Source organism: Mesorhizobium sp. UC74_2, assembly GCF_042701485.1.
Taxonomy (GTDB): Bacteria; Pseudomonadota; Alphaproteobacteria; order Rhizobiales; family Rhizobiaceae; genus Mesorhizobium.
Genome location: NZ_CP170562.1, coordinates 2,113,872 through 2,135,097 on the forward strand (window position 1 = coordinate 2,113,872; position 21,226 = coordinate 2,135,097).

Here is a 21,226-nt window from a genome sequence, read left to right on the forward strand (position 1 = left end):
ATGATCGGGTTTGCGGTCGATTTGACCCGGCAATGTCGATCAATGGCTAAAGATCAGTGAAACAAATCCGCCTGCATGGCGCTCCAGCCGACCGGCAAGGTCGAGTTCCAGCAGAATCATCGCGACCTGAGCCGGGTGCAGGCCAGTGTGGCGGATGATTTCGTCAATGTTTACAGGGGCTTGTCCAAGCGTTTCGACAACCTGTTCGCGCTCCCTGTCGCCGGGCGGTGCCGTCGTCGAAAATTCAGGCGGTTCCTCCACAGGAATGTTCGGTACGAACCGCGTGCCGATTAGGGGTGCCAGAGCGTTAAGTATGTCCGCTGTTTCGGTGACGAGAGTGGCGCCATCCTTAATGAGACCATTCGTGCCTCTGGCACGGGGATCGAGCGGCGAGCCGGGCACTGCAAAAACCAGCCGCCCCATTTCAGTGGCCAGCCGCGCGCTGATCAATGATCCCGATCGCTCGGCGGCCTCCACGACAACGAGCCCGAGTGAGGCACCGGCCACCAGCCGGTTGCGGCGGGGAAAATCCTGGGCGCGGGGCTGCCAACCGAACGGCATTTCGGAAATCACGGCGCCGTGCTCGACGATCTCTTCGATCAGCCCGGCATTTTCGGGCGGATAGGGTTGATCCAGTCCGCCCGCCAGTACAGCGACTGTGCCGGTAAGAAGACTGCTCTGATGAGCGGCGGTGTCGATGCCGCGTGCAAGGCCGGAGACAATTCCATAGCCTTCTCGGCCAAGCTCGTTCGCAAGCAGGCGTGCCATCTTGATGCCCGCGAGCGAGGCATTGCGCGCACCGACGATGGCAACCGCCGGTGCCGCGAAAACCGCGCCAATGCCTTTCATGGCAAGCACGGGCGGTGGGTGATCCATCTGCTTGAGCAGCGATGGATAGTCCGGCTCTCCAATGCAGACAAAACGCGCGCCCACGCGCCTGGCGGCTTGCATTTCAGCCTCGATCTCGGCGATCGCCGGGATCCTGACCATACGGCTGGCGCCGCCGGAAAGCGTCAGTTCAGGCAGGACCTCAAGCGCTGCTTCGGCCGAACCGAAGCGGTTGACGAGTGAACGAAAAGAAGCCGGTCCGACATTCGGCGTGCGGATCAGGCGCAGCCAGTTCAGCCGTTGCCGGTCACTGAGGCGCAACCCGGCAACTGGCTTGCTCACCCTTTTGCCCCGATCCTGCCTTCCGTTCCGGCCCTTAGGCGCTCGATGTTGGCACGGTGCTTGTAGAAGATCAGCGCGCTCATCAGTGCGAATGCCAGCGCATATTGCGCGTGGCCGAAGAAGAACAACGCCACCGGTACCACGATGCAGGCGACGAGTGCCGCCAGCGAGGAGTAACGGAACAGCACAGCCATCGCGAGCCACACCGCGGCGAAGATCAGTGCCACTTGCCAGGCAAGTCCGATCAGCACGCCGAGATAAGTGGCGACGCCCTTGCCGCCTTTGAAACCGAGCCAGACCGGGAAGATATGTCCAATGAAAGCGCCGGCGCCGGCGAGTGCGCCGGCTTCCGTGCCGTAGCGGGCGAAGATCAGTGCCGGAATTGTGCCCTTCAGCGCATCGAGGACGAGTGTTGCTGCGGCGAGCCCCTTGTTACCGGTGCGCAGCACGTTGGTGGCGCCGATGTTACCGGAACCGATGCTGCGCACGTCGCCGAGGCCGGCGGCGCGGGTCAGAAGCAGGCCGAAAGGGATCGAGCCGCAAAGATAGCCGATGATCGGCGCAAGAATGAAAATCAGCTGCATTGCTCCCCCGTTGCCCCGCGCCCCTTACGGACACTAAAGCGTTTTCATTTTCACGGAAACGTCCAGACTTTGTTGTCACGCAATTCCGGACGCAAAACCACAGTACAGTTCTGGTGGAAGTGCTCTAGGCGGAAAAGACTGTGCTGCCCGCAACCAGTGTCTGCAAGACCTTGCCTTGCAGACGTGCACCTTCGAAGCAGGTGTTTTTCGAGCGCGAACGGATGCCGGCCTCGCTTACGATCCAGGGCTCGTCGAGGTCGACGAGAGCGAGGTCCGCGGCTGCGCCGGGCTTCAGCGTGCCGCCGGGCAAGCCGAACAATCGGGCAGGGGCCGTCGAAAGCACCTCGACCAGCTTCAAGAGCGACAGATCCTCATTGTGATAGAGGCGCAGGGCGACGGAAAGCAGCGTTTCGAGCCCGATGGCGCCAGCTGCCGCGTCCGCGAACGGCAGGCGCTTGGTGTCGACGTCCTGCGGGTCATGCGAGGAAACGGCGATATCGATCGTGCCGTCCTTCAACGCCTCGATCATGGCCAGCCGGTCTTCTTCGAGGCGCAGGGGGGGCGCCAGGCGGAAGAAGGTGCGGTATTGCCCGACGTCGTTTTCGTTGAGCGCCAGATTGTGTATGGCGACACCAGCCGTCACCTTGGCGCCGTCCGCCTTGGCGCGGGCAATCGCGGCGGCCGATATCGCTGTTGAGATCTTGGCGGCGTGATAGTTGCCTCTGGTCAGCCTGGCCAGCGCCAGATCGCGCTCCAGCGGAATCAGTTCAGCTTCGCGCGGAATTCCGGACAGGCCGAGCCAGCTGGCGTAAAGTCCTTCGTTCATGACACCGGCGGAAGCGAGGTCTGCATCCTGCGTCTCATGCGCAATCACCGCGCCGAAGTCGCGGGCGTAGGTGAGCGCCCGCCGCATCACCAGCGCGTTGGCAATGGTGTGACGGCCATCTGTGAAGGCAACGGCGCCAGCCTCGCGCAGCAGGCCGAATTCGGTCATCTCGCGGCCGTGCAGGCCCTTGGTCACCGCTGCCGCAGGGAAAACGTTGACACTTGCCGTTTCACGGGCGGTGCGAAGCACGAATTCCACCAGTGCCACCGTGTCGATCGTCGGATCGGTATCGGGCATCATGATCAGCGAGGTGATGCCGCCGGCCGCCGCAGCCTGGCTTGCCGAGTGGATGGTTTCACGGTGTTCGCCGCCGGGTTCACCGATGAAAACGCGCGAGTCGACCAGGCCAGGAAGGATCGCCTTGCCGGCGCAGTCGATGAGTTTGGCCCCCTCCGGGACGCCTTGGTTCAGGGCCTCCGCACCGGCGGCAGCGATCGTCTTGCCATCAACGATGACAGTGCCGATCTCATCGATGCCGCGCGAGGGGTCGACGATACGGGCACGCTGAAAAACCGTTGTGGTCATGCGCCGCGTCCTTCCTGGTTGCGACGCGGGTCGAGCAGTGCTTCCATGACCGCCATGCGCACGGCGACGCCCATCTCGACCTGTTCCTGGATGACGCTCTGCGGCCCGTCGGCAACCTCGGAGGCAATCTCTACGCCGCGGTTCATGGGGCCTGGGTGCATGACCAGCGCGTCGTCCTTGGCAGCCTTCAGTTTTTCGGCATCAAGGCCGAAATAGCGGAAGTATTCGCGCACAGAAGGCACGAAGGCGCCCTCCATGCGTTCGCGCTGCAGGCGCAGCATCATGACGACATCGGCATCCTTCAGGCCTTCGGCCATGGAGCGGGCCACGATGACACCCATGCGCTCGATGCCGGAAGGCAGCAGCGTCGAAGGCGCGACCACCCGTACCTGAGCGCCCAATGCATTGAGCAGGATGATGTTGGAGCGCGCGACACGCGAATGCAGGATGTCGCCACAGATCGCCACGATCAGCTTTGACAGTGGCCCCTTGGCGCGTCGGATGGTGAGTGCGTCGAGCAGCGCCTGGGTGGGGTGCTCATGCGTGCCGTCGCCGGCATTGACCACCGAACACCCGACCTTCTGTGCCAGCAGCGCTGCCGCACCCGCCGACTGGTGCCGGATGATGAGGATGTCGGGACGCATCGCGTTCAGCGTGATCGCGGTGTCGATCAGCGTCTCGCCCTTTTTCACCGAGGACGACGCGACCGACATGTTCATGACATCGGCGCCGAGCCGTTTTCCGGCGAGCTCAAAAGACGACTGCGTGCGCGTCGACGCTTCATAGAACAGGTTGATCTGCGTACGCCCGCGCAGCGTCGAGGTCTTCTTCTCGGACTGGCGCGAAATCGCCACCGCGCGATCGGCGCGGTCCAGAAGGATCTCTATGTCGGCGGGGGAAAGGTCGCTTATGCCCAGAAGATGGCGGTGCGGAAACAGCGGAAGGGACGAAGCGTCGGTCATCTCAAGGCGCTGCTATAGGGCGGGCGCGGGCCACCCGCAAGCGCCTCGATCGGAAAGCGCGTCTTTCCACCGGTATTTTCGTCGCCTCTGCGCAACAGCTTCGTTATAAACCCGGCAGCGGTTCCGGATTCGAACAGCAAACGGGACCGATGTGAAAGGGAAAGCGTGGCCGACGACGTGATGAACCAGCCGCCACCACTTGCCGGTGGCAATGCCTGGCGAGGTGATCCGCTGCTGATCCAGCTGGCGGAGCGATTCTCGGAGCCGGTGCGCAAGGATCTCGACCAGCTCGGTCGTTTCGTGCTGACCCAGGAAGCACAGGATCTGGCGCGGCTCGTCAACATAGAAACGCCTAAGCTGAGGACCCATGATCGGCAGGGGCGTCGTATCGACCTGGTGGAATTCCATCCGGCTTATCACGCACTGATGCGCCGTTCGGTTGCAAACGGTCTGCACTCTTCCGTGTGGGAGAACGGTGAAACCGAGATCGGCCGCCGCCACCAGGTGCGCGCGGCGCGGTTCTACCTGACGGCGGAGCTGGAGACCGGCCACCTGTGCCCGATCACCATGACCAATGCTTCGCTGGCAGCCTTGATGGCCAATCCGAAGATCTTCCGGGAGTGGGCACCGCGTGTGACCACACGCAAATATGACCAGGCGCAGAAGCCCCCGGTCGAGAAGACCGGCCTGACACTTGGCATGGGAATGACCGAAAAGCAGGGTGGCACCGATGTGCGTGCCAATGTCACCAAGGCAGAGCGCGCGGGTTCCAGCGGCTTCTACCGCCTGTCCGGACACAAATGGTTCATGTCGGCGCCGATGTCGGATGCCTTCCTGGTGCTGGCACAGGCATCGGAAGGGCTGTCCTGCTTCCTGGTGCCGCGTATTCTCGGCGACGGTTCGGGCAATGGCTTCCGCTTTCAGCGCCTGAAGGACAAACTCGGCAATCGCTCCAACGCTTCCTCGGAAGTCGAATTCGAGAACGCCATTGGCGAGATGGTCGGCGAACCGGGGCAAGGCATCAAGACCATCATGGACATGGTCACGCTGACCCGGCTGGATTGTGCCGTCGCTTCCGCCGCAATCATGCGAGCGGGTTTGGCAGAAGCCGTCCATCATGCACGCCATCGCAAGGTGTTCGGCGCGAATCTGATCGATCAGTCGCTGATGCAGCGCGTTCTGGCCGACATGGCACTCGACGTGGCAGCAGCTACCGCGCTGTCGTTTCGCCTGGCACGTTCCTTTGACGAAGCAGCGGCGGACCGAGGTGAAGCGGCCTTCGCAAGAGCCATGACGCCCGTTGTGAAATATTGGGTCTGCAAGATTGCACCCTCATTGCTCTACGAGGCGATGGAGTGCCTCGGCGGCAACGGATATGTCGAGGAAGCACCGCTGGCGCGCTATTATCGGGAAGCGCCGGTCAATGCCATCTGGGAAGGTTCCGGCAATGTCATGGCGCTGGACGTGTTGCGCGTGCTTGGACGTGCACCGGCCCTGTTCGAGGAAGTGCTGGCGGGGATCGACCGCGATCTCGGCGCCAACGGACACGGCACGATCAGTGTTCTCAAGGCAGCCATGCAGGTGGCCTCGACGGATGAAGGGTCCGCCCGGTTGCTGACGGAGCAACTTGCTCTGGCTGCAGCAGCGGCGGAACTGAAGCGGCTGGGGGCAGGGCGGATCGCCGATGCCTTCATTGAAACACGGCTGGCCGGGCAATGGCGTAACACCTACGGCATGCTCGATTCACGTCACGATGCACGCATGATCCTTGATACGCTTTATCCGGTGACGAGCTAATTACTCCCCGGCTGCGCGTGCAAACGAGATCGCATCCTCTCATCGGATGGGGAATGGCAATCCGTTGTCCACAGTAAGGTGTTCACCTTCCGATTGTTAACCTTAACAAATGGTTTCCATTGCGATCGCGGGCGGCAAGTCCCACTGTCTCTATTCGATTGCAGGAAGATCATGCGCCACGCACCGCAACTGCTCGCAGGCCAGGAGAGTACCGCCGACAACGCGGTCGTGGCTGGGGCATGTGCGGATTTCAAGCAGCAGCCGATGACCGGAGAGGCGAGCTGATGCGCGCCTTGTTGCTGTTGTGGATCGCGCCGCTCGCCTTGTTCTGGGGCTGGTACTTCCTGTCGCTCAACGACATGAATTTCGGCTACGTCATGCTCAGCCGCCAACTGCATGACCTGATTTTCCAGCTTTATGGCGAGATGCTCGGCATCGATCCTGCACTCATCCCGGGCATGATCGCCAAAGCCTGCATCTTTGATTCCTTCCTCGTGGCGGGCATCGTCGCTTTCCGTCGCCGTCGCCAGATTTCGGCATGGTGGCGCCGGCAGCGCTCCGACCAGCCGCCGCTCAGCCGGATCGAGCGAGTGTCCTCAGACGGTCCAAGGCTCCCTGCAGAATAAAGGCGGCAGCCGCGGAATCGATGCGCGTTTCGCGCTTGCGGCGCGAGACGTCCATCTCGATCAACACGCGTTCCGCCGCCACCGTCGACAGGCGTTCGTCCCAGAAAATGAAGGGCAGCGGGCTGAGCGGCGCCATGTTGCGCACGAAGGCGCGCGACTTCTGCGCTCGCGGCCCTTCGGATCCATCCATGTTGACCGGCAGGCCGATGACGATCGCAACGACGTTGTCCCTGGTGAGAAGACCAAGCAGGGCAGCGGCGTCGATAGAGAATTTCTTGCGCATGATCACGGGGCGAGGATGTGCGAAGGAGAGGCCCCGGTCGGAAACCGCAACACCGATGGTCTTGTCGCCAAGATCGATACCGGCGAGTGCGCCACCTGCGGTCAGCAATTGAGACGCGTCCTCGATTGCGATGATTGCCACGTGCTTTCCTTTGACTTGATCCGTCGCCGTTCTATCTTCCTGCTCTCACAAAATCGAGGAGAGCCTGATGAAACTCACCTGGTACGGGCACGCGGCATTTCGTGTCGAGGCCGCCGGCGCTACGATCCTGATCGATCCTTTCCTGGTGGGCAATCCTTCGTGGGGTGGGGGCTGGGAGGGAGTCGCTGACGGCGTCACCCATGTGCTGCTGACCCACGGTCATGACGATCATGTCGGCAGTTCCGTCGACATCCTGAAGAAGAGCGGCGCGATGCTGGTCGCCAATTTCGAGATCTGCATGCATCTTGTCGGCAAGGGCGTGTCTGGCGACAGGATCAATCCAGGCAACATCGGCGGCACCGTCGATTGCGGCGGTTTCACCACGACTTTTGTGCAGGCACTGCATTCCTCCTCGCTTTCGGGCGAGGGGGGCGCCAACACCTATCTTGGCAATCCTGGCGGGCTGGTGCTGCATTTCCCGGAAGACAAGACGCTCTATCATATGGGCGATACCGACATTTTTTCCGATATGGCGCTGATCAACGAATTGCATGAGCCGAAGATCGGCCTTGTGCCGATCGGCGACCGTTTCACCATGGGCGGTGCGGTCGCAGCCCTTGCCTGCCGACGCTTCTTCCAATTCGATACCGTCGTGCCGTGTCATTTCGGGAGCTTCCCGATGATCGACCAGTCCGCCGACAAGTTTGTTGCCGGTATGGAAGGCTCCGGTACCAAGGTGGCGCTGCCCAGGGTTGGCGACGCGATTTCCCTGTAGGTACGATCAGCGTAGTTCCGCGCCGTTCAAGGTTGCGCACGGCGCGGCACGCGGCTATAGCCGCCTGAACCTTTCCGACACGATCGCCGAGGCACCAATGTCCGTCGACATCCAGACCGTAAAGCGCGTCGCGCGCCTGGCCCGCATCGCCGTGAGCGAGGAGGACGCCGCGCGCATGACCGGCGAACTCAACACCATTCTAGGCTTTGTTGAGCAATTGAATGAAGTCGATGTCTCCGGCGTCGAGCCGATGACTTCGGTGACGCCGATGGCGATGCGGAAGCGCGCCGATGTCGTCACGGACGGCAACAAGGCCGCCGACATCGTTGCTAACGCACCGGCAACGGAGGAGAACTTCTTCCTGGTGCCGAAGGTGGTGGAATAAAGCCCTGGCTGTTGCGGTAACGATCAAAGATCCCGCTTCCGGCTGTCCGCGATTTTACGAAAAGAAACTTGCCTGATGAGCGACCTGACCAGACTGACCATTGCTGAAGCACGCGCGAAGCTGCAGGCCAGGGAGATTTCCGCAACGGAGATCACCAACGCCTATCTCGCAGCGATCGATCAGGCCAATCCGCTCCTCAACGCCTATGTGGCGGTCACGCACGACAAAGCACGTGACATGGCCAAGGCGTCCGATGCCAGGCTGGCCAAGGGCGAGGGCAAGGCGCTGGAGGGTATTCCACTCGGCATCAAGGATCTGTTCGCCACGGAAGGCGTGCACACACAAGCCTGCAGTCACGTGCTGGATGGCTTCAAGCCGCGTTATGAGTCCACCGTGACAAGCAATCTGTGGAACGATGGCGCCGTCATGCTCGGCAAGCTCAACATGGATGAGTTTGCCATGGGCTCTTCCAACGAGACTTCCTATTACGGTCCAGTCATCAACCCGTGGCGTCGTTCGCGCGTGCAGACAACTGTCAAGCCGACTTTCCACGACGGCAGCGCCGGCTTCGTCAAGCCGGGCGGTGTCGAAGAAAATCGCACCTACGACAATATGCAACTGGTTCCGGGTGGTTCTTCCGGTGGCTCGGCCGCGGCTGTTTCCGCGTTCCTGTGCGCCGGTGCGACCGCCACAGACACAGGCGGTTCAATCCGCCAGCCGGCAGCCTTCACCGGTACGGTCGGCATAAAGCCGACCTATGGCCGCGTGTCGCGCTGGGGCGTCGTCGCCTTTGCGTCGTCGCTCGATCAGGCAGGCCCTATCGCGCGCGACGTGCGCGATGCCGCCATCCTGTTGAAATCCATGGCCTCGGTCGACGCCAAGGACACGACCTCCGTCGATCGTCCGGTGCCGGACTATGAGGCTGTGCTCGGTCGTCCGATCAAGGGCATGAAAGTCGGCATTCCGAGGGAGTATCGGGTCGACGGCATGCCGGAAGAGATCGAGGCTCTTTGGCAGCAGGGCATCGCATGGCTCAAGGACGCCGGCGCGGAGATCGTCGATATCTCGCTGCCGCACACCAAATACGCGTTGCCGGCCTACTACATCGTGGCGCCTGCGGAAGCCTCGTCGAACCTCGCCCGCTATGATGGCGTGCGCTACGGCCTGCGCGTGCCGGGCAAGGATATCGTTGACATGTATGAGAAGACCAGAGCGGCCGGTTTCGGTCGAGAGGTCAAGCGTCGCATCATGATCGGTACCTATGTGCTTTCGGCAGGTTATTACGACGCGTATTATCTGCAGGCGCAGAAGGTGCGCACTCTCATTAAGAAGGATTTCGAGGACGTGTTCGCCGCGGGCGTGGATGTCATCCTGACTCCCGCAACACCGTCGGCCGCCTTCGGCGTTGCCGATCAGGACATGGCCGCCGATCCGGTCAAGATGTATCTCAACGACGTCTTTACGGTCACGGTGAACATGGCAGGCCTGCCGGGTATTTCCGTACCTGCCGGGCTCGATTCACACGGATTGCCGCTCGGACTGCAGCTCATAGGCCGGCCATTCGATGAGGAGACGCTGTTTCAGACGGCGCATGTCATCGAACAGGCAGCTGGCCGCTTCGAAGCCAATCGGTGGTGGTGAGCGGGCAACATCCCCTCCCGGCTTGATTCAAGACGGCAGCAGTTCGCGTTCCGCAGTTTTGCCTGAATCCCGATAGACCACTGTCGTGGGCCAGGGAAGAATCCCCGGCCTGTCGGGGGAGGACTAAGGGGTTCGGCCTTCGAACACGACTGGGGCCGTCTGATGTTCTTCTTTCTTTCCAAAGTCTTCTGGTTTTTCGCTCAACCGATTAACCTGGCGATCTTTCTCCTGCTCGTCGGCCTCATTGCCGGATTCTTTGGCGGCCGCAGATTATTCAAGACCGCCACCTTCCTGGCGGCATTCATCCTCGTTCTGGCCGTGTGGACGTCGTTCGGCGCGATGATCATGACGCCGCTGGAGGAGCGCTATCAGCGTCCGGCCGCCCCTCAACGCGTCGATGGAATCGTCGTCCTCGGCGGCGGCATGGAAGGTGCGATCAATCTTGCCCGTGGTGGCTACGAATTGAGCACAGCAGGGGATCGTTTTGTCGAGACTGCGATTTTGGCCAGACGCTATCCGGACGCCAAAGTAGTGGTTTCCGGCGGTGCCGGTGAACTTATCCTTGAAGGTGAGGGCGATGCCGTCACCGCGCAACGACTGTTGACGGCGCTTGGAGTCGCGCCGGAGCGGCTGGTGCTGGAGAGCGAATCCCGCAACACCTACGAAAATGCCGTCTTCACACGCAAGCTGGTGATGCCGAAACCGGGCGAGACCTGGCTTCTGGTGACTTCAGCCTTCCATATGCCACGTTCCAAGGCGCTGTTCGACAAGGTCGGTTTTGAAACCACGCCATGGCCTGTCGATTATCGCACGTCAGGCCGCGAAGGCGTCGGCCTTTTCACGGACAACCCCGTCGATTCGCTGCAGACGACGACCATGGCGATCAAGGAGTGGATCGGCCTCTTCGTTTATTGGGCAACCGGCAAGATAGACAGGCTGTATCCAGGTCCTGCCTAGAGCCCAGCTATTCCATGGCGGCGAAAACTGCGGCTCGGGCGTTGGAGAAGAACTGGCGGCGCACCAGAACGGCCAGGAGGATCAGCGTGGTGGTCGCGAAAACGCCCGCATTCGCAAACCAGCCGAGGTAGGCAAGAGAAAAGAAGATGCCGCGCAGGCCAGCGTTGAAGTGCTTGCCGGCAAGAATGTTCATCCTGGCCGCGCGCATCACCGCGGCCTCGCTCTCGTGTGGCGCAACGACCCCTTCCTGGACCGTCGGTACCGCGCCGATGAGGATCGAACAATAGTTGAACAGCCTGTACGACCAGCCGAACTTGAAAAACGCATAGGCGAGCAACGCAATCAGGCCGACGATCTTGGCCTCGAATACGCCCTGCGGTGGCGTGCCGACATAGGGAAGCGTCGAAACCACCGCCAGCACATGGTTCGAAGCGCCGAGTAAGGCGAAGCAGCCGCCGATGGCGAAGATCGAGCTGGACGCGAAAAAAGCAGTGCCTTGCTGCAGTCCGATCATGATCGAGGTGTCGATCATACGCAGTTCCCGCTTGGCCATGGTGCGCATCCAGGCTTCGCGCTGTGCGTTCATGGCTGTGGTCAGTGAAATGCGGCGGAAGACCTTTCCGTCGGCCGCGAGCGCGAAGAACACCCAGACGCCGAGGAAAAAACCCAGCGCTAAAAAGTCGTTCAGCGAAAATAGAAAAGAATCGCTCATGGACACTATCTAATACATAGAACTCTACGGAATGCCTTATACCGCGACGCTTGCGCGCTGATGTCGCTTGCAGCGAAACGGACGTCGGGACGGCGTCTAGCGCCCGCGCGACGAATGGCGGAATGATCGATTGGATTGTGCGCTGCCCATCCGGGAGCGACTGAGGAGATTGGAAGCGTGTTTCTTTCGGTTTTCGACCTGTTCAAGATCGGCATCGGGCCGTCGAGTTCGCATACGATGGGCCCGATGACGGCAGCGGCGCGCTTCCTCGAGGAACTCGAAGGAAATGACTGGCCGCGCCCTGCCGGCGTCAAGGTGGAGCGGGTGGGGGCCAGCCTGCACGGGTCGCTTGCGTACACCGGCATCGGACATGGCACGGACCGAGCCGTGATCCTGGGACTGGCTGGCCAGGTCCCGCAGACGGTCGACCCGGACAAGGCGGAAGCCATCGTCGCGGCGGTGACAGCGGAAAAACGCATTTCGCCACCCGGACGCTCCTCCTATCGCTTCGATCCGGCCAAAGATCTGGTGCTGGACAAGAAGACACCCCTGACCGGCCATGCGAACGGCATGGCCTTTTATGCCTATGACGGGGCAGATCGCCTGCTTCTGAAACGCATCTATTATTCGATCGGCGGCGGCTTCGTGGTCTCGGATGAAGAATTGCAGCGCATAAAGGCGAAAGGCACGGTCACGACGGAAGGCAAAAAGGTGCCGTATCCGTTCAAAAATGCCGTCGAGATGCTGAATATGGCCGGAAAAAGCGGTCTTTCGATCGCCGAGATGAAGCGGGTCAATGAAGAAACACACATGTCCCGCGAAGAGCTCGATACCGGGCTCGACGCAGTGTGGAACGCAATGCTCGGCTGCATCGAGCGTGGCCTGACTCAGGAAGGCATCATGCCTGGCGGGCTGAAAGTACGCCGGCGTGCCCGTCAGTTGCATGACAAGCTGCAGGAGCAGTGGCAACAAAACCGGCCAAATCCGCTGCTCGCCAATGACTGGCTGTCGATCTACGCCATGGCGGTGAATGAGGAAAATGCTGCCGGCGGCAGGGTGGTCACGGCGCCGACCAACGGCGCCGCAGGCACGCTTCCCGCGGTGTTGCGCTACTGGCTGCATTTTCATCCCGAGGCCGACCAGCCGTCGATCCGGGATTTCCTGCTCACGGCTGCCGCCATCGGCGGCATCATAAAGTCGAATGCGTCCATTTCCGGCGCCGAAGTGGGTTGCCAGGGCGAGGTGGGCTCGGCTTCCGCCATGGCTGCAGCAGGGCTCTGCGCCGTGATGGGAGGAACACCCGAGCAAGTGGAGAATGCCGCCGAGATTGCGCTGGAGCATCACCTCGGCATGACTTGCGACCCTATCGCCGGGCTCGTCCAGGTTCCCTGCATCGAGCGTAACGCGCTGGGGGCCGTGAAGGCGGTGACCGCAGCTTCGCTGGCCATCAAGGGGGACGGCAAGCATTTCGTGCCATTGGATGCGGCCATCGAGACGATGCGCCAGACCGGGCTCGATATGAGCGAAAAATACAAGGAGACCAGCCTCGGTGGCCTTGCCGTCAACGTGGTGGAATGCTGAACCGGTCGCTTCTGGCATTGTGGAGAAGTCGCCGAGGCCGTTGACCCGGGCTGCTGGAGGACTACCTTCCGGCCATGGCTCTTAATCTCATCAAACTGTGCGTCGGCTGCGACAGCGTCGAAGACCTTGAGGAATGGATCGCCGACCGGCTCGATGACAAGCGCCGGGCCGGAGAGCCGGTGGAGCAGTATCACACCACACGCATGGTGCCGACTCGGGTCGCCGAAATCGTCGAAGGCGGTTCGCTTTATTGGGTGATCAAGGGCAGCGTGCAATGCCGGCAGCTGATCACCGAGATCAGGCCGTTTACCGACAAGGAGGGTATCGGACGCTGCCATCTGGTGCTTGACCCTGTCGTGGTGCGCACTGAATGGCAGCCGCGACGCGCTTTCCAGGGGTGGCGTTACCTGAAGCTTTCCGATGCCCCCGCCGATCTCGGCCAAGGCAGAATAGGCTGGGCGGAGATGCCGCCCAAGCTAAGACAGGAACTGGCTGAACTCGGCCTGCTCTGAACCTGTCGCAGAGCGCCTCTCGCCGATGCCTGTTGGTGTCTGGGGAGGATCGCGGTAGACTTTGTCGAACCGGGATGGTCGGCCATGGGCGTTGTGATCGCCGTCGCTGCAATCGTGCTCGCCGTTGCTGGCGTGGCAGCCATTTTCCTGCGGGCAGATCCCAAGTCCGTCGCCGCTACGGTACGCATGGCTTTGCCCGTCGGCTTCGGAGCTGCGGGGATAGCGATCCTGGCCGCCGGACGCGCCGGTTTCGGCCTGCTGGCGCTGGCCGTTGCCGGCTCGCTCTACATGATGTTTCGCAGGGAACGTCCGGTGGGCACGCTCGTCACGCGCCATTCCCTGGTTCGTACCGCAGCGTTGGAAATGGAGCTTGACCACGATACCGGTCGACTGGAAGGACTGGTGCTGGCAGGCCGCAGCGAGGGTAAAATGCTCGGTGCCATGAACCTGACGGACCTTGGACAGCTCTATCGGGAGTTGGCGGTCGATCCGGACAGCCGGCAGTTGCTAGAGACGTATCTTGACCGCCGTTTTCCCACCTGGCGCCTCGACACGCAGACGTATCGTGGCGAGAGGCTGGGTGTTGCGCCAGGTGCGGGCGCCATGACTAAGGAGGAGGCCTACAAGGTCCTTGGTCTTGAAACGGGCGCCGCCGCGACGGATGTCCGCAAGGCGCACCGCCGCCTGATGCAGCGCCTGCACCCCGATGTCGGAAACGCGTCGTTCCTGGCGGCGCGGATCAACGAAGCCAAGGACGTCCTGCTCTCCAATCACCACTGATCTCCTTCGATAAGATACGTTTCCGGGAGAAATCCGCTTACTGCTGTACGGCGAAGCAGGAGATGCTCTTCCGCTTCAGCGCATTGCAGGCTTTCCATGCCGCTTCCTTGGTCTCGAAACCGAAACGGGCGCGATAGTAGGTGGTGCCGTCCTTGTCGAAGGCGACGGTGTAACCGGAAGCCTTCGCCAACACGCGGCCAGCCTGCTTGGCGACCTTGTCGAGCTGTGCCTTGGCATCGGCCTCGCGCGGTGCCGAGGCGATCTGCACGGCCCAGTTGCCCGAAGCCGTGGAGCCCGCATTTGTGGAAGCCGTCATCAGGCGATCGATCGGTGTTTCTTCGACAGGGGCGTAGGCCTGCACGACCGGAAGTTGCGCCGGGATGGCCACTTCGGCGGCCGAGGCCGTAACAACCGGAGCTGCAGCTGCAATCACCTTCTTGCTCTTGCGGGAGGGCTTCTCAGGTGCCGGCTCGACCACTGCGTCTTCTGCCGTAATCTCGTCCGCGACGGCCTCGTCGGCCGAAGCGACGACGGTCTCCGGCTTCTCATCAGGGGTTGGTGCGTTCTTCTTGGGCAGGAAGACATTGGCGATTGCCGCCACTGCCGTGTCACCGGAAGCGCGCGCCACGAGTGGACCGGAGCTGCGGGTCGAGGTCTGTGGCATATAGGTCTGGATCAGCGAAGCCATCTGCTTGTCGCGGGAGCCACCCGAGGAGCCGCCCATCACCACCGCGACCAGCTTGCGGTTGCCGTCGGCGACCGATGAAACCAGATTGAAGCCTGAGGCGCGGGTGTAACCGGTCTTGATGCCGTCGACACCCTTGATGCGGCCGAGCAGGCGATTGTGACCGTTGATCTGGCGCTTGCCGTAAGCGAACGAGCGCGTGGAAAAATAACCGTAATATTGCGGGTAGTGTTCACGCAGTGCCATGCCGAGGACGGCCATGTCGTGCGCGGTCGTGAACTGACCCGGATCCGGCAAGCCGTTGGCATTGCGGAACACCGTGCCCTTCATGCCCAGCGCTCGTGCCTTGGAGGTCATCATCCGTGCAAAATTCGCCTCGGAACCACCGATCATTTCCGCGAGTGCGGTCGAGGAATCGTTGGCGGACTTGGTCACCATCGACAGGATCGCGGTCTCGACCGTGACGGCACCGCCCTTGCGCACACCCAGCTTCGTGGGGGGCTCCGCGGCGGCCTTGGCCGAGAACACCACAGGAGTGTTCTTGCTGATCCGTCCCGCGGCGAGCGCCTCGAAGGTCAGGTAAAGCGTCATCATCTTGGTCAGCGACGCAGGATAGCGACGCGCATTGGCGTCCTTGGAGTAGAGCGTCTTGCCGGTCTTGGCGTCGACAACGATCGCGGAGGACGGCGCGGCAAACGCCGACGCGACATCCGTCACCGCGAATGTCAGCGCGAGCGATGCGACCATGGAGGTTTTGAGAAGGGAGGATACGGACTTGGACACGATGCCTGTTAACGCCTGACGCACTGCTGCTTCCTTTGAATTTTGCTTGCACCCCGGGGAGTCGGCAAAGGTCCGACCCCGCATTTGGCCAACCTACTTTAACGCTCGTTACCAATCCGTTTATGGTAACCACCCCGTTCACCATTTCGGCTGCGTTTGAGGCGAGCTTTATTCGAATCTTAGGGGCTGGTGGCGCATCCGCGCGGGAATTGACTTTTTGTGCATCGCAGCATACATCTTATGCATCGCACAAATTAGCCGATCCGCACGAAAGGAATGCCCGATGAGCCAGACCTACGAGGATTTCAGCAAATACGGCAAGGAATTCGCTGACACCGGCCTGAAGAGCTTTGCTTCGCTCTCCAAGGGCGTGCAGGCAATCGCCACCGAGGCGACCGAATACACCAAGAAGAGCTTCGAGAACGGCGCTGCGCATGTCGAAAAGCTTCTCTCGGCAAAGTCGATCGAGAGCGCCGTCGAACTCCAGACCGATTATGCCAAGCAGGCCTATGAGGCCTTCGTGGCCGAGGCTACCAAGATCAGCGAATTGTATGCCGACCTTGCCAAGGACGCCTACAAGCCGTTCGAATCGCTTACCGCCAAGGCGAAGTAAGCATCATTTTCTGCCAGTTTGCGGGTTTCTGGCCCGCTCAGCGAGCCCGGTTGCGCCTGCGCAGCCGGGTTTTTTCGTCTCCGTCGGCGCGACATCTTCACGTTTGCTAAAAACGGTACTGAATGAGGACCTAGCCATATTGTCAGCTAACCAGAAGGGCTTAAAATCCTGCATCGATACCCTACATGTCGGGTTCTGATGGGGATTCGATCCAGAAGGCAGGAATACGTGACCACCGGTAAGACTGCCACGAGTGTGGCGCGAATGCAGAACGGCAGCGACGGTAATGGTACCGGTCGCGGAACGGCCGTCATCACGCGCACGAAAACCAAGACCAAGAAACCCAGCCTCTATCGGGTTCTGATCCTCAACGACGACTACACCCCGATGGAATTCGTGGTTCATGTGCTGGAGCGTTTTTTCCAGAAGGACCGCGAGGCCGCCACGCGCATCATGCTGCATGTCCACAATCACGGCGTGGGCGAGTGCGGGGTCTACACCTACGAAGTGGCCGAGACCAAAGTGTCTCAGGTCATGGATTTCGCCCGACAGAACCAACATCCGCTGCAATGCGTGATGGAGAAGAAGTGAGGTAACATGCCGGCTTTCTCCCAGGGCCTGGAAAAGGCGCTTCATCAGGCGCTGACCTTCGCCAACGAACGTCACCATGAATATGCGACGCTCGAACACCTCCTGCTGGCCCTGATCGATGACAATGAGGCGGCTGCGGTGATGCGCGCCTGCAATGTCGATCTGGACGAATTGAAGCAGACTGTCCTGACCTACATCGACACCGAACTCGACAACCTCGTCACCGGCTATGACGAGGATTCCAAGCCGACGGCGGGTTTCCAGCGCGTCATCCAGCGCGCCGTTATCCATGTGCAGTCGTCCGGTCGCGAGGAAGTCTCCGGCGCCAACGTGCTCGTCGCCATCTTTGCAGAGCGCGAGAGCCATGCCGCGTATTTCCTGCAGGAACAGCAGATGACCCGTTATGACGCGGTCAACTACATCTCGCATGGGATAGCCAAGCGTCCCGGTTCGTCCGAGAATCGGTCGCCGCGCGGCGCCGAGGACGAGCAGAGCGGCACCAACAACGGTGCCGAGCAGCAGGAAGAGGGCAGCAAGAAGAAGCAGCAGGACGCGCTGACAGCGTACTGCGTGAATCTCAACAACAAGGCAAAGGCGGGCCGCATCGATCCGCTGATTGGTCGTGCCCCTGAAATCAACCGCACGATCCAGGTGTTGTGCCGCCGCTCGAAGAACAATCCGCTTTACGTCGGCGATCCTGGCGTCGGTAAAACCGCGATCGCCGAAGGTCTGGCCAAGCGTATCGTCGAAGGGGACGTGCCGGAAGTTTTGTCCGATGCCACCATCTTTGCGCTCGACATGGGCACACTGCTGGCCGGAACGCGCTATCGCGGCGATTTCGAGGAGCGTCTGAAGCAGGTCGTGAAGGAGTTGGAGGATTATCCCGGCGCCATCCTGTTCATCGACGAGATCCACACCGTCATCGGCGCCGGTGCCACCTCGGGCGGTGCCATGGATGCATCGAACCTGCTCAAGCCGGCTCTGTCGTCCGGGGCGATTCGTTGCATCGGCTCAACGACTTACAAGGAGTTTCGTCAGTTCTTCGAAAAAGACCGTGCGCTTGTCCGCCGATTCCAGAAGATCGATGTCAACGAGCCGACCGTCGAGGATGCCATCGAGATCATGAAGGGCCTCAAGCCCTATTTCGAGGAGTTCCACAAGGTCAAGTACACCAGCGACGCCATCAAGGCTTCGGTCGAGCTTTCGGCTCGCTACATCAACGACCGCAAGCTGCCGGACAAGGCGATCGACGTGATCGACGAAACCGGTGCTTCGCAGATGCTGTTGCCTGAAGGCAAGCGCAAGAAGACGATCGGCATCAAGGAGATCGAAGCGACGATCGCCACCATGGCGCGCATTCCGCCGAAGACGGTTTCCGCGGATGACGAGAAGGTTCTCGCCGGTCTCGATGTCGAGTTGAAGCGTGTCGTCTATGGCCAGGACACGGCTATCTCGGCGCTCACCTCGGCGATCAAGCTGGCGCGCGCCGGCCTGCGCGAACCGGAGAAACCGATAGGCTCCTATCTGTTCTCGGGCCCGACCGGCGTCGGCAAGACCGAGGTGGCCAAGCAACTCGCGGCTTCGCTCGGTGTCGAGCTGCTGCGCTTCGACATGTCGGAATATATGGAACGCCACACAGTCTCGCGATTGATCGGCGCGCCTCCCGGCTATGTCGGCTTTGACCAGGGCGGTCTGCTGACCGACGGAGTAGACCAGCACCCACATTGCGTGCTGCTTCTTGACGAGGTGGAGAAAGCGCATCCGGATCTGTTCAACATCCTGTTGCAGGTGATGGATCACGGCAAGCTGACCGACCACAACGGCAAGCAGATCGATTTCCGCAATGTGATCCTGATCATGACCACGAATGCGGGCGCTGCAGATGCGCAGCGCGCGGCGATCGGCTTCGGCTCGACCAAGCGCGAAGGCGACGATGTCGAGGCGATCAACCGGTTGTTCACACCGGAGTTCCGGAACCGTCTCGACGCCATCATCCCGTTCGGCTCGCTGCCGGTGCCGGTGGTGCATCAGGTCGTGCAGAAGTTCGTCATGCAGCTGGAAGCGCAGCTTTCGGAGCGCGGCGTCACCTTCGACCTGTCACCAGAGGCGATCGCATGGCTCGCCGACAAGGGTTACGACGAGCGCATGGGCGCACGTCCGCTGGGCCGCGTCATCCAGGAGCACATCAAGAAGCCGCTCGCCGACGAAGTGCTTTTCGGCAAGCTGAAACATGGTGGCACAGTGCGTGTCAGCGTCGAAAAGAAGGAGACCGGCGAAGCCGGGCTCAAGCTCGAAACACTGGCCGACGAGACACCGGTGAAGCCGAAGAAGGAACCGGAAGAGGACGCACCGAAGCCACGCAAGGCGACGGCCAAGAAGGCGGTCGCCAAGAAGGCGGTCGCTTCCAAGTCGGAGCCCAAGGGCAAGGACGGCGGCAAGCGCAGCCTTGTGCCGCAACTGCCGCGCAAGAACTGACCGGCGCAGGCCGACAAGTGACAGAGAAGCCCCGGTGACGGGGCTTTTCTTGTTTGCCCAGGAAGGCGACGACAATGAGTTTGGGTCAGATCGTCATTTTGAATGGCGCACCGCGGTCGGGGAAGTCGAGTATAGCGCGGGCGATTCAGGAAACCTTTGACGGCACGTGGATGAACCTTGGCGTCGATGCCTATGAGCTGGTAACGCCACCGCGCTATCGTCCCGGTATCGGTCTCAGGCCAGGTGGCGAGCGCCCGGACCTGGAGGCAATCGTTCCGACACTCTACGCGGCGCTATATGAAACAATCGCGGCGCACAGTCGGCTTGGTCTGAATGTGGTGACGGATGTCGGGCATCACACTTCCTATTCCAAACCGTTGAATATCCTTGCCGATTGTGCGTTTCGCCTCAAAGGCCTGCCGGTTCTGTTCGTCGGTGTGAGATGCCCACTGCACGAAATCATGAAACGTCGTCGTCATTCGGAGCCGGGGCGGGAGGGGCGCTATCTGGTCGGTTCCAGCGATGACCCGGTCCCACTCCCTGTGCGCCGATGGCAGTCGGCCGTACATGAGCCTGGAATCTACGATCTGGAAGTCGACACTTCGTTGCTTACGCCTCCGGAATGTGCGCAAGCGATCCGCGGGTGCCTTGACCAGGGACTACAGCTGGCAAGCGCGTTCGAGACGATTGCGGGAATACGATAGATTATCGCCAAGAAGCTGGCCGGTTATCGGCTCGCCGGCTTGCGCAGTCGAAAATGCAGAAAGATCGGGGCTACCCGGGTGTCGGCCACAATAGGCTCTGCCGCCGCAGTTTCCTCGCTTGCCATGGGTTCGCCCAAGGCTTCGATGACAAAGCCAGACTGCACGGTCATAGCTACCCACTGGCTGAGCGTGCGGTGGAAGCGCGGTACGCGGAAAGGTTCGGCTTCGGCCCGTTCATCGGCCGGTGCGGCTGAAAAGTGCCAGGTTTCGATCGCGCCGTCTGTTGCCGTGAAATAGCGGCCGACTTCGACAGCATGTACCTCGCCGTTGTCGTCGCGGATGTTGCGCCGGTAGGGCGGCACGAAGCAGGGATGCAGGATCGAGAACTGGAAGAATCCTTCCGGCTTCAGCACCCGGCATGCTTCGACAAGGGCAATCTCCGGCCTGGCTATTTCCATCATCGACATGAACGCCGTGGCGAAGTCGAATGTTGCATCGGCAAAGGGCAGGGCCGTTGCGCTGGCGTTCTGATAGACAATGCCGAGGGGGGCGGAGGCCTCGGATTCCTTGGCATGGCGGATGAAGGTCGGGGCGATATCGATTGCCTGCATGCGGGCGCCCGCCCGCGCGAGCTGGCGCGTGTTTTCGCCCTCGCCGCAGCCGATGTCTATACCACCGAGCCCTCGAATCTCTGGCAAGAACGCCAGAAATGCCGGTGTGTTCAGAGCATCCCGGTAGACATCGTAGCCGGCACGCACGTGCCGGGTCCATGTCTCGGCGTTGGCTTCCCAGTATCGGCCTACTTCCTGTTCATCCATCGCCGTATCTCCAGCCAGAGGGCGGCTGCTTACAGCTTTTCCTGGATCAATGGAAAGACGGAATCCACCTTTCGGCGTGGTCGCATCACGTGGCAGCCCATGCTATGGCCGGGATATGTCGCCTTCTACCTCCGACACGGCAGTACCTCGTTCGACCTGGTTCCTACGCGGCATTCGCGCAGCATTTTCCCTTCCCGGCCTGATCCTCGTCAGCTCCTTCGTCGGATTCGCTGCACTGGC

21 protein-coding genes are annotated in these 21,226 nt (G+C 61.2%); 13 read left to right on the forward strand and 8 right to left on the reverse strand.

What is annotated here, in order from left to right; translation table 11 throughout:
- Positions 1-39 precede the first annotated feature (39 nt).
- The 4 genes from dprA to ACFJIU_RS10285 form a co-directional block, all read right to left on the reverse strand.
- Complete coding sequence (gene dprA / locus ACFJIU_RS10270) at positions 40-1,170, reverse strand: DNA-processing protein DprA (protein WP_379070759.1); 1,131 nt, start codon at positions 1,168-1,170, stop codon at positions 40-42.
- Complete coding sequence (gene plsY / locus ACFJIU_RS10275) at positions 1,167-1,754, reverse strand: glycerol-3-phosphate 1-O-acyltransferase PlsY (protein WP_379070762.1); 588 nt, start codon at positions 1,752-1,754, stop codon at positions 1,167-1,169. Before plsY ends, dprA begins: the two co-directional genes overlap by 4 nt.
- Positions 1,755-1,878: 124 nt before the next feature.
- Entirely contained in the window at positions 1,879-3,165 is a 1,287-nt protein-coding gene (locus ACFJIU_RS10280; protein ID WP_379070765.1) for a dihydroorotase, read from the reverse strand.
- A complete protein-coding gene (locus ACFJIU_RS10285; RefSeq protein WP_054310920.1) occupies positions 3,162-4,127 on the reverse strand; it encodes an aspartate carbamoyltransferase catalytic subunit in 966 nt (321 codons plus the stop codon). Before ACFJIU_RS10285 ends, ACFJIU_RS10280 begins: the two co-directional genes overlap by 4 nt.
- A gap of 165 nt (positions 4,128-4,292) precedes the next feature.
- Between ACFJIU_RS10285 and ACFJIU_RS10290 the strand changes: the two genes are divergently transcribed.
- Together ACFJIU_RS10290 and ACFJIU_RS10295 are read left to right on the forward strand one after the other, a co-directional pair.
- Positions 4,293-5,924, forward strand: a complete 1,632-nt coding sequence (locus tag ACFJIU_RS10290; protein WP_129415017.1) for a DNA alkylation response protein — start codon at positions 4,293-4,295, stop codon at positions 5,922-5,924.
- Positions 5,925-6,208: 284 nt separating this feature from the next.
- Positions 6,209-6,550, forward strand: coding sequence for a DUF6105 family protein (locus ACFJIU_RS10295; protein ID WP_379070769.1), 342 nt, complete (start codon positions 6,209-6,211; stop codon positions 6,548-6,550).
- Here the strand turns inward: ACFJIU_RS10295 and ruvX are convergent.
- Entirely contained in the window at positions 6,498-6,974 is a 477-nt protein-coding gene (gene ruvX / locus ACFJIU_RS10300) for a Holliday junction resolvase RuvX (RefSeq protein WP_379070772.1), read from the reverse strand. The genes ACFJIU_RS10295 and ruvX overlap by 53 nt on opposite strands.
- 67 nt (positions 6,975-7,041) lie before the next feature.
- On the opposite strand from ruvX, the gene ACFJIU_RS10305 reads away from it, so the two are divergent.
- The 4 genes from ACFJIU_RS10305 to ACFJIU_RS10320 all read left to right on the forward strand — a co-directional run bounded on the left by ACFJIU_RS10305 (position 7,042) and on the right by ACFJIU_RS10320 (position 10,732).
- Positions 7,042-7,749: a metal-dependent hydrolase gene (locus ACFJIU_RS10305; RefSeq protein ID WP_379070775.1), complete on the forward strand. Its 708-nt coding sequence runs from the start codon at positions 7,042-7,044 to the stop codon at positions 7,747-7,749.
- A 97-nt stretch (positions 7,750-7,846) separates the two neighbouring features.
- The gene (gene gatC, locus ACFJIU_RS10310; protein ID WP_129415023.1) at positions 7,847-8,134 is read left to right on the forward strand and encodes an Asp-tRNA(Asn)/Glu-tRNA(Gln) amidotransferase subunit GatC; all 288 of its coding nucleotides are present in this window, start codon (positions 7,847-7,849) and stop codon (positions 8,132-8,134) included.
- A 75-nt stretch (positions 8,135-8,209) separates the two neighbouring features.
- Complete coding sequence (locus ACFJIU_RS10315; protein WP_379070778.1) at positions 8,210-9,775, forward strand: amidase; 1,566 nt, start codon at positions 8,210-8,212, stop codon at positions 9,773-9,775.
- A 162-nt stretch (positions 9,776-9,937) separates the two neighbouring features.
- Entirely contained in the window at positions 9,938-10,732 is a 795-nt protein-coding gene (locus ACFJIU_RS10320; RefSeq protein WP_379070781.1) for a YdcF family protein, read from the forward strand.
- 7 nt (positions 10,733-10,739) lie between these two features.
- Here ACFJIU_RS10320 and ACFJIU_RS10325 read toward each other — a convergent pair whose 3' ends face one another.
- Complete coding sequence (locus tag ACFJIU_RS10325) at positions 10,740-11,444, reverse strand: DUF599 domain-containing protein (RefSeq protein WP_379070784.1); 705 nt, start codon at positions 11,442-11,444, stop codon at positions 10,740-10,742.
- A gap of 177 nt (positions 11,445-11,621) precedes the next feature.
- On the opposite strand from ACFJIU_RS10325, the gene ACFJIU_RS10330 reads away from it, so the two are divergent.
- From ACFJIU_RS10330 to ACFJIU_RS10340, 3 genes are all read left to right on the forward strand, one after another.
- On the forward strand, positions 11,622-13,025 hold the full coding sequence (locus tag ACFJIU_RS10330; protein WP_379070786.1) for an L-serine ammonia-lyase: 1,404 nt from the start codon (positions 11,622-11,624) through the stop codon (positions 13,023-13,025).
- Between the two features lie 74 nt (positions 13,026-13,099).
- Entirely contained in the window at positions 13,100-13,537 is a 438-nt protein-coding gene (locus ACFJIU_RS10335; RefSeq protein WP_379070789.1) for a DUF1489 family protein, read from the forward strand.
- 84 nt (positions 13,538-13,621) lie between these two features.
- Complete coding sequence (locus ACFJIU_RS10340; RefSeq protein WP_379070792.1) at positions 13,622-14,317, forward strand: DnaJ domain-containing protein; 696 nt, start codon at positions 13,622-13,624, stop codon at positions 14,315-14,317.
- Positions 14,318-14,354: 37 nt separating this feature from the next.
- Here ACFJIU_RS10340 and ACFJIU_RS10345 read toward each other — a convergent pair whose 3' ends face one another.
- Positions 14,355-15,749 (reverse strand): SPOR domain-containing protein, encoded by a 1,395-nt coding sequence (locus ACFJIU_RS10345; RefSeq protein ID WP_379070795.1) that lies wholly within the window; start codon positions 15,747-15,749, stop codon positions 14,355-14,357.
- Positions 15,750-16,068: 319 nt separating this feature from the next.
- On the opposite strand from ACFJIU_RS10345, the gene ACFJIU_RS10350 reads away from it, so the two are divergent.
- From ACFJIU_RS10350 to ACFJIU_RS10365, 4 genes are all read left to right on the forward strand, one after another.
- Positions 16,069-16,398 carry a phasin family protein gene (locus tag ACFJIU_RS10350; protein WP_129415035.1) on the forward strand — a complete coding sequence of 110 codons (330 nt, stop codon included), beginning with the start codon at positions 16,069-16,071 and terminating at the stop codon, positions 16,396-16,398.
- A 264-nt stretch (positions 16,399-16,662) separates the two neighbouring features.
- A complete protein-coding gene (gene clpS, locus ACFJIU_RS10355) occupies positions 16,663-16,989 on the forward strand; it encodes an ATP-dependent Clp protease adapter ClpS (RefSeq protein ID WP_165358363.1) in 327 nt (108 codons plus the stop codon).
- Positions 16,990-16,995: 6 nt separating this feature from the next.
- Positions 16,996-19,464: an ATP-dependent Clp protease ATP-binding subunit ClpA gene (clpA, locus tag ACFJIU_RS10360; RefSeq protein WP_379070797.1), complete on the forward strand. Its 2,469-nt coding sequence runs from the start codon at positions 16,996-16,998 to the stop codon at positions 19,462-19,464.
- A gap of 74 nt (positions 19,465-19,538) precedes the next feature.
- A complete protein-coding gene (locus tag ACFJIU_RS10365) occupies positions 19,539-20,168 on the forward strand; it encodes a chloramphenicol phosphotransferase CPT family protein (RefSeq protein WP_379070799.1) in 630 nt (209 codons plus the stop codon).
- Positions 20,169-20,191: 23 nt separating this feature from the next.
- Here the strand turns inward: ACFJIU_RS10365 and ACFJIU_RS10370 are convergent, their stop codons facing one another.
- Entirely contained in the window at positions 20,192-20,986 is a 795-nt protein-coding gene (locus ACFJIU_RS10370) for a class I SAM-dependent methyltransferase (protein ID WP_379070802.1), read from the reverse strand.
- Between the last annotated feature and the right edge of the window lie 240 nt (positions 20,987-21,226).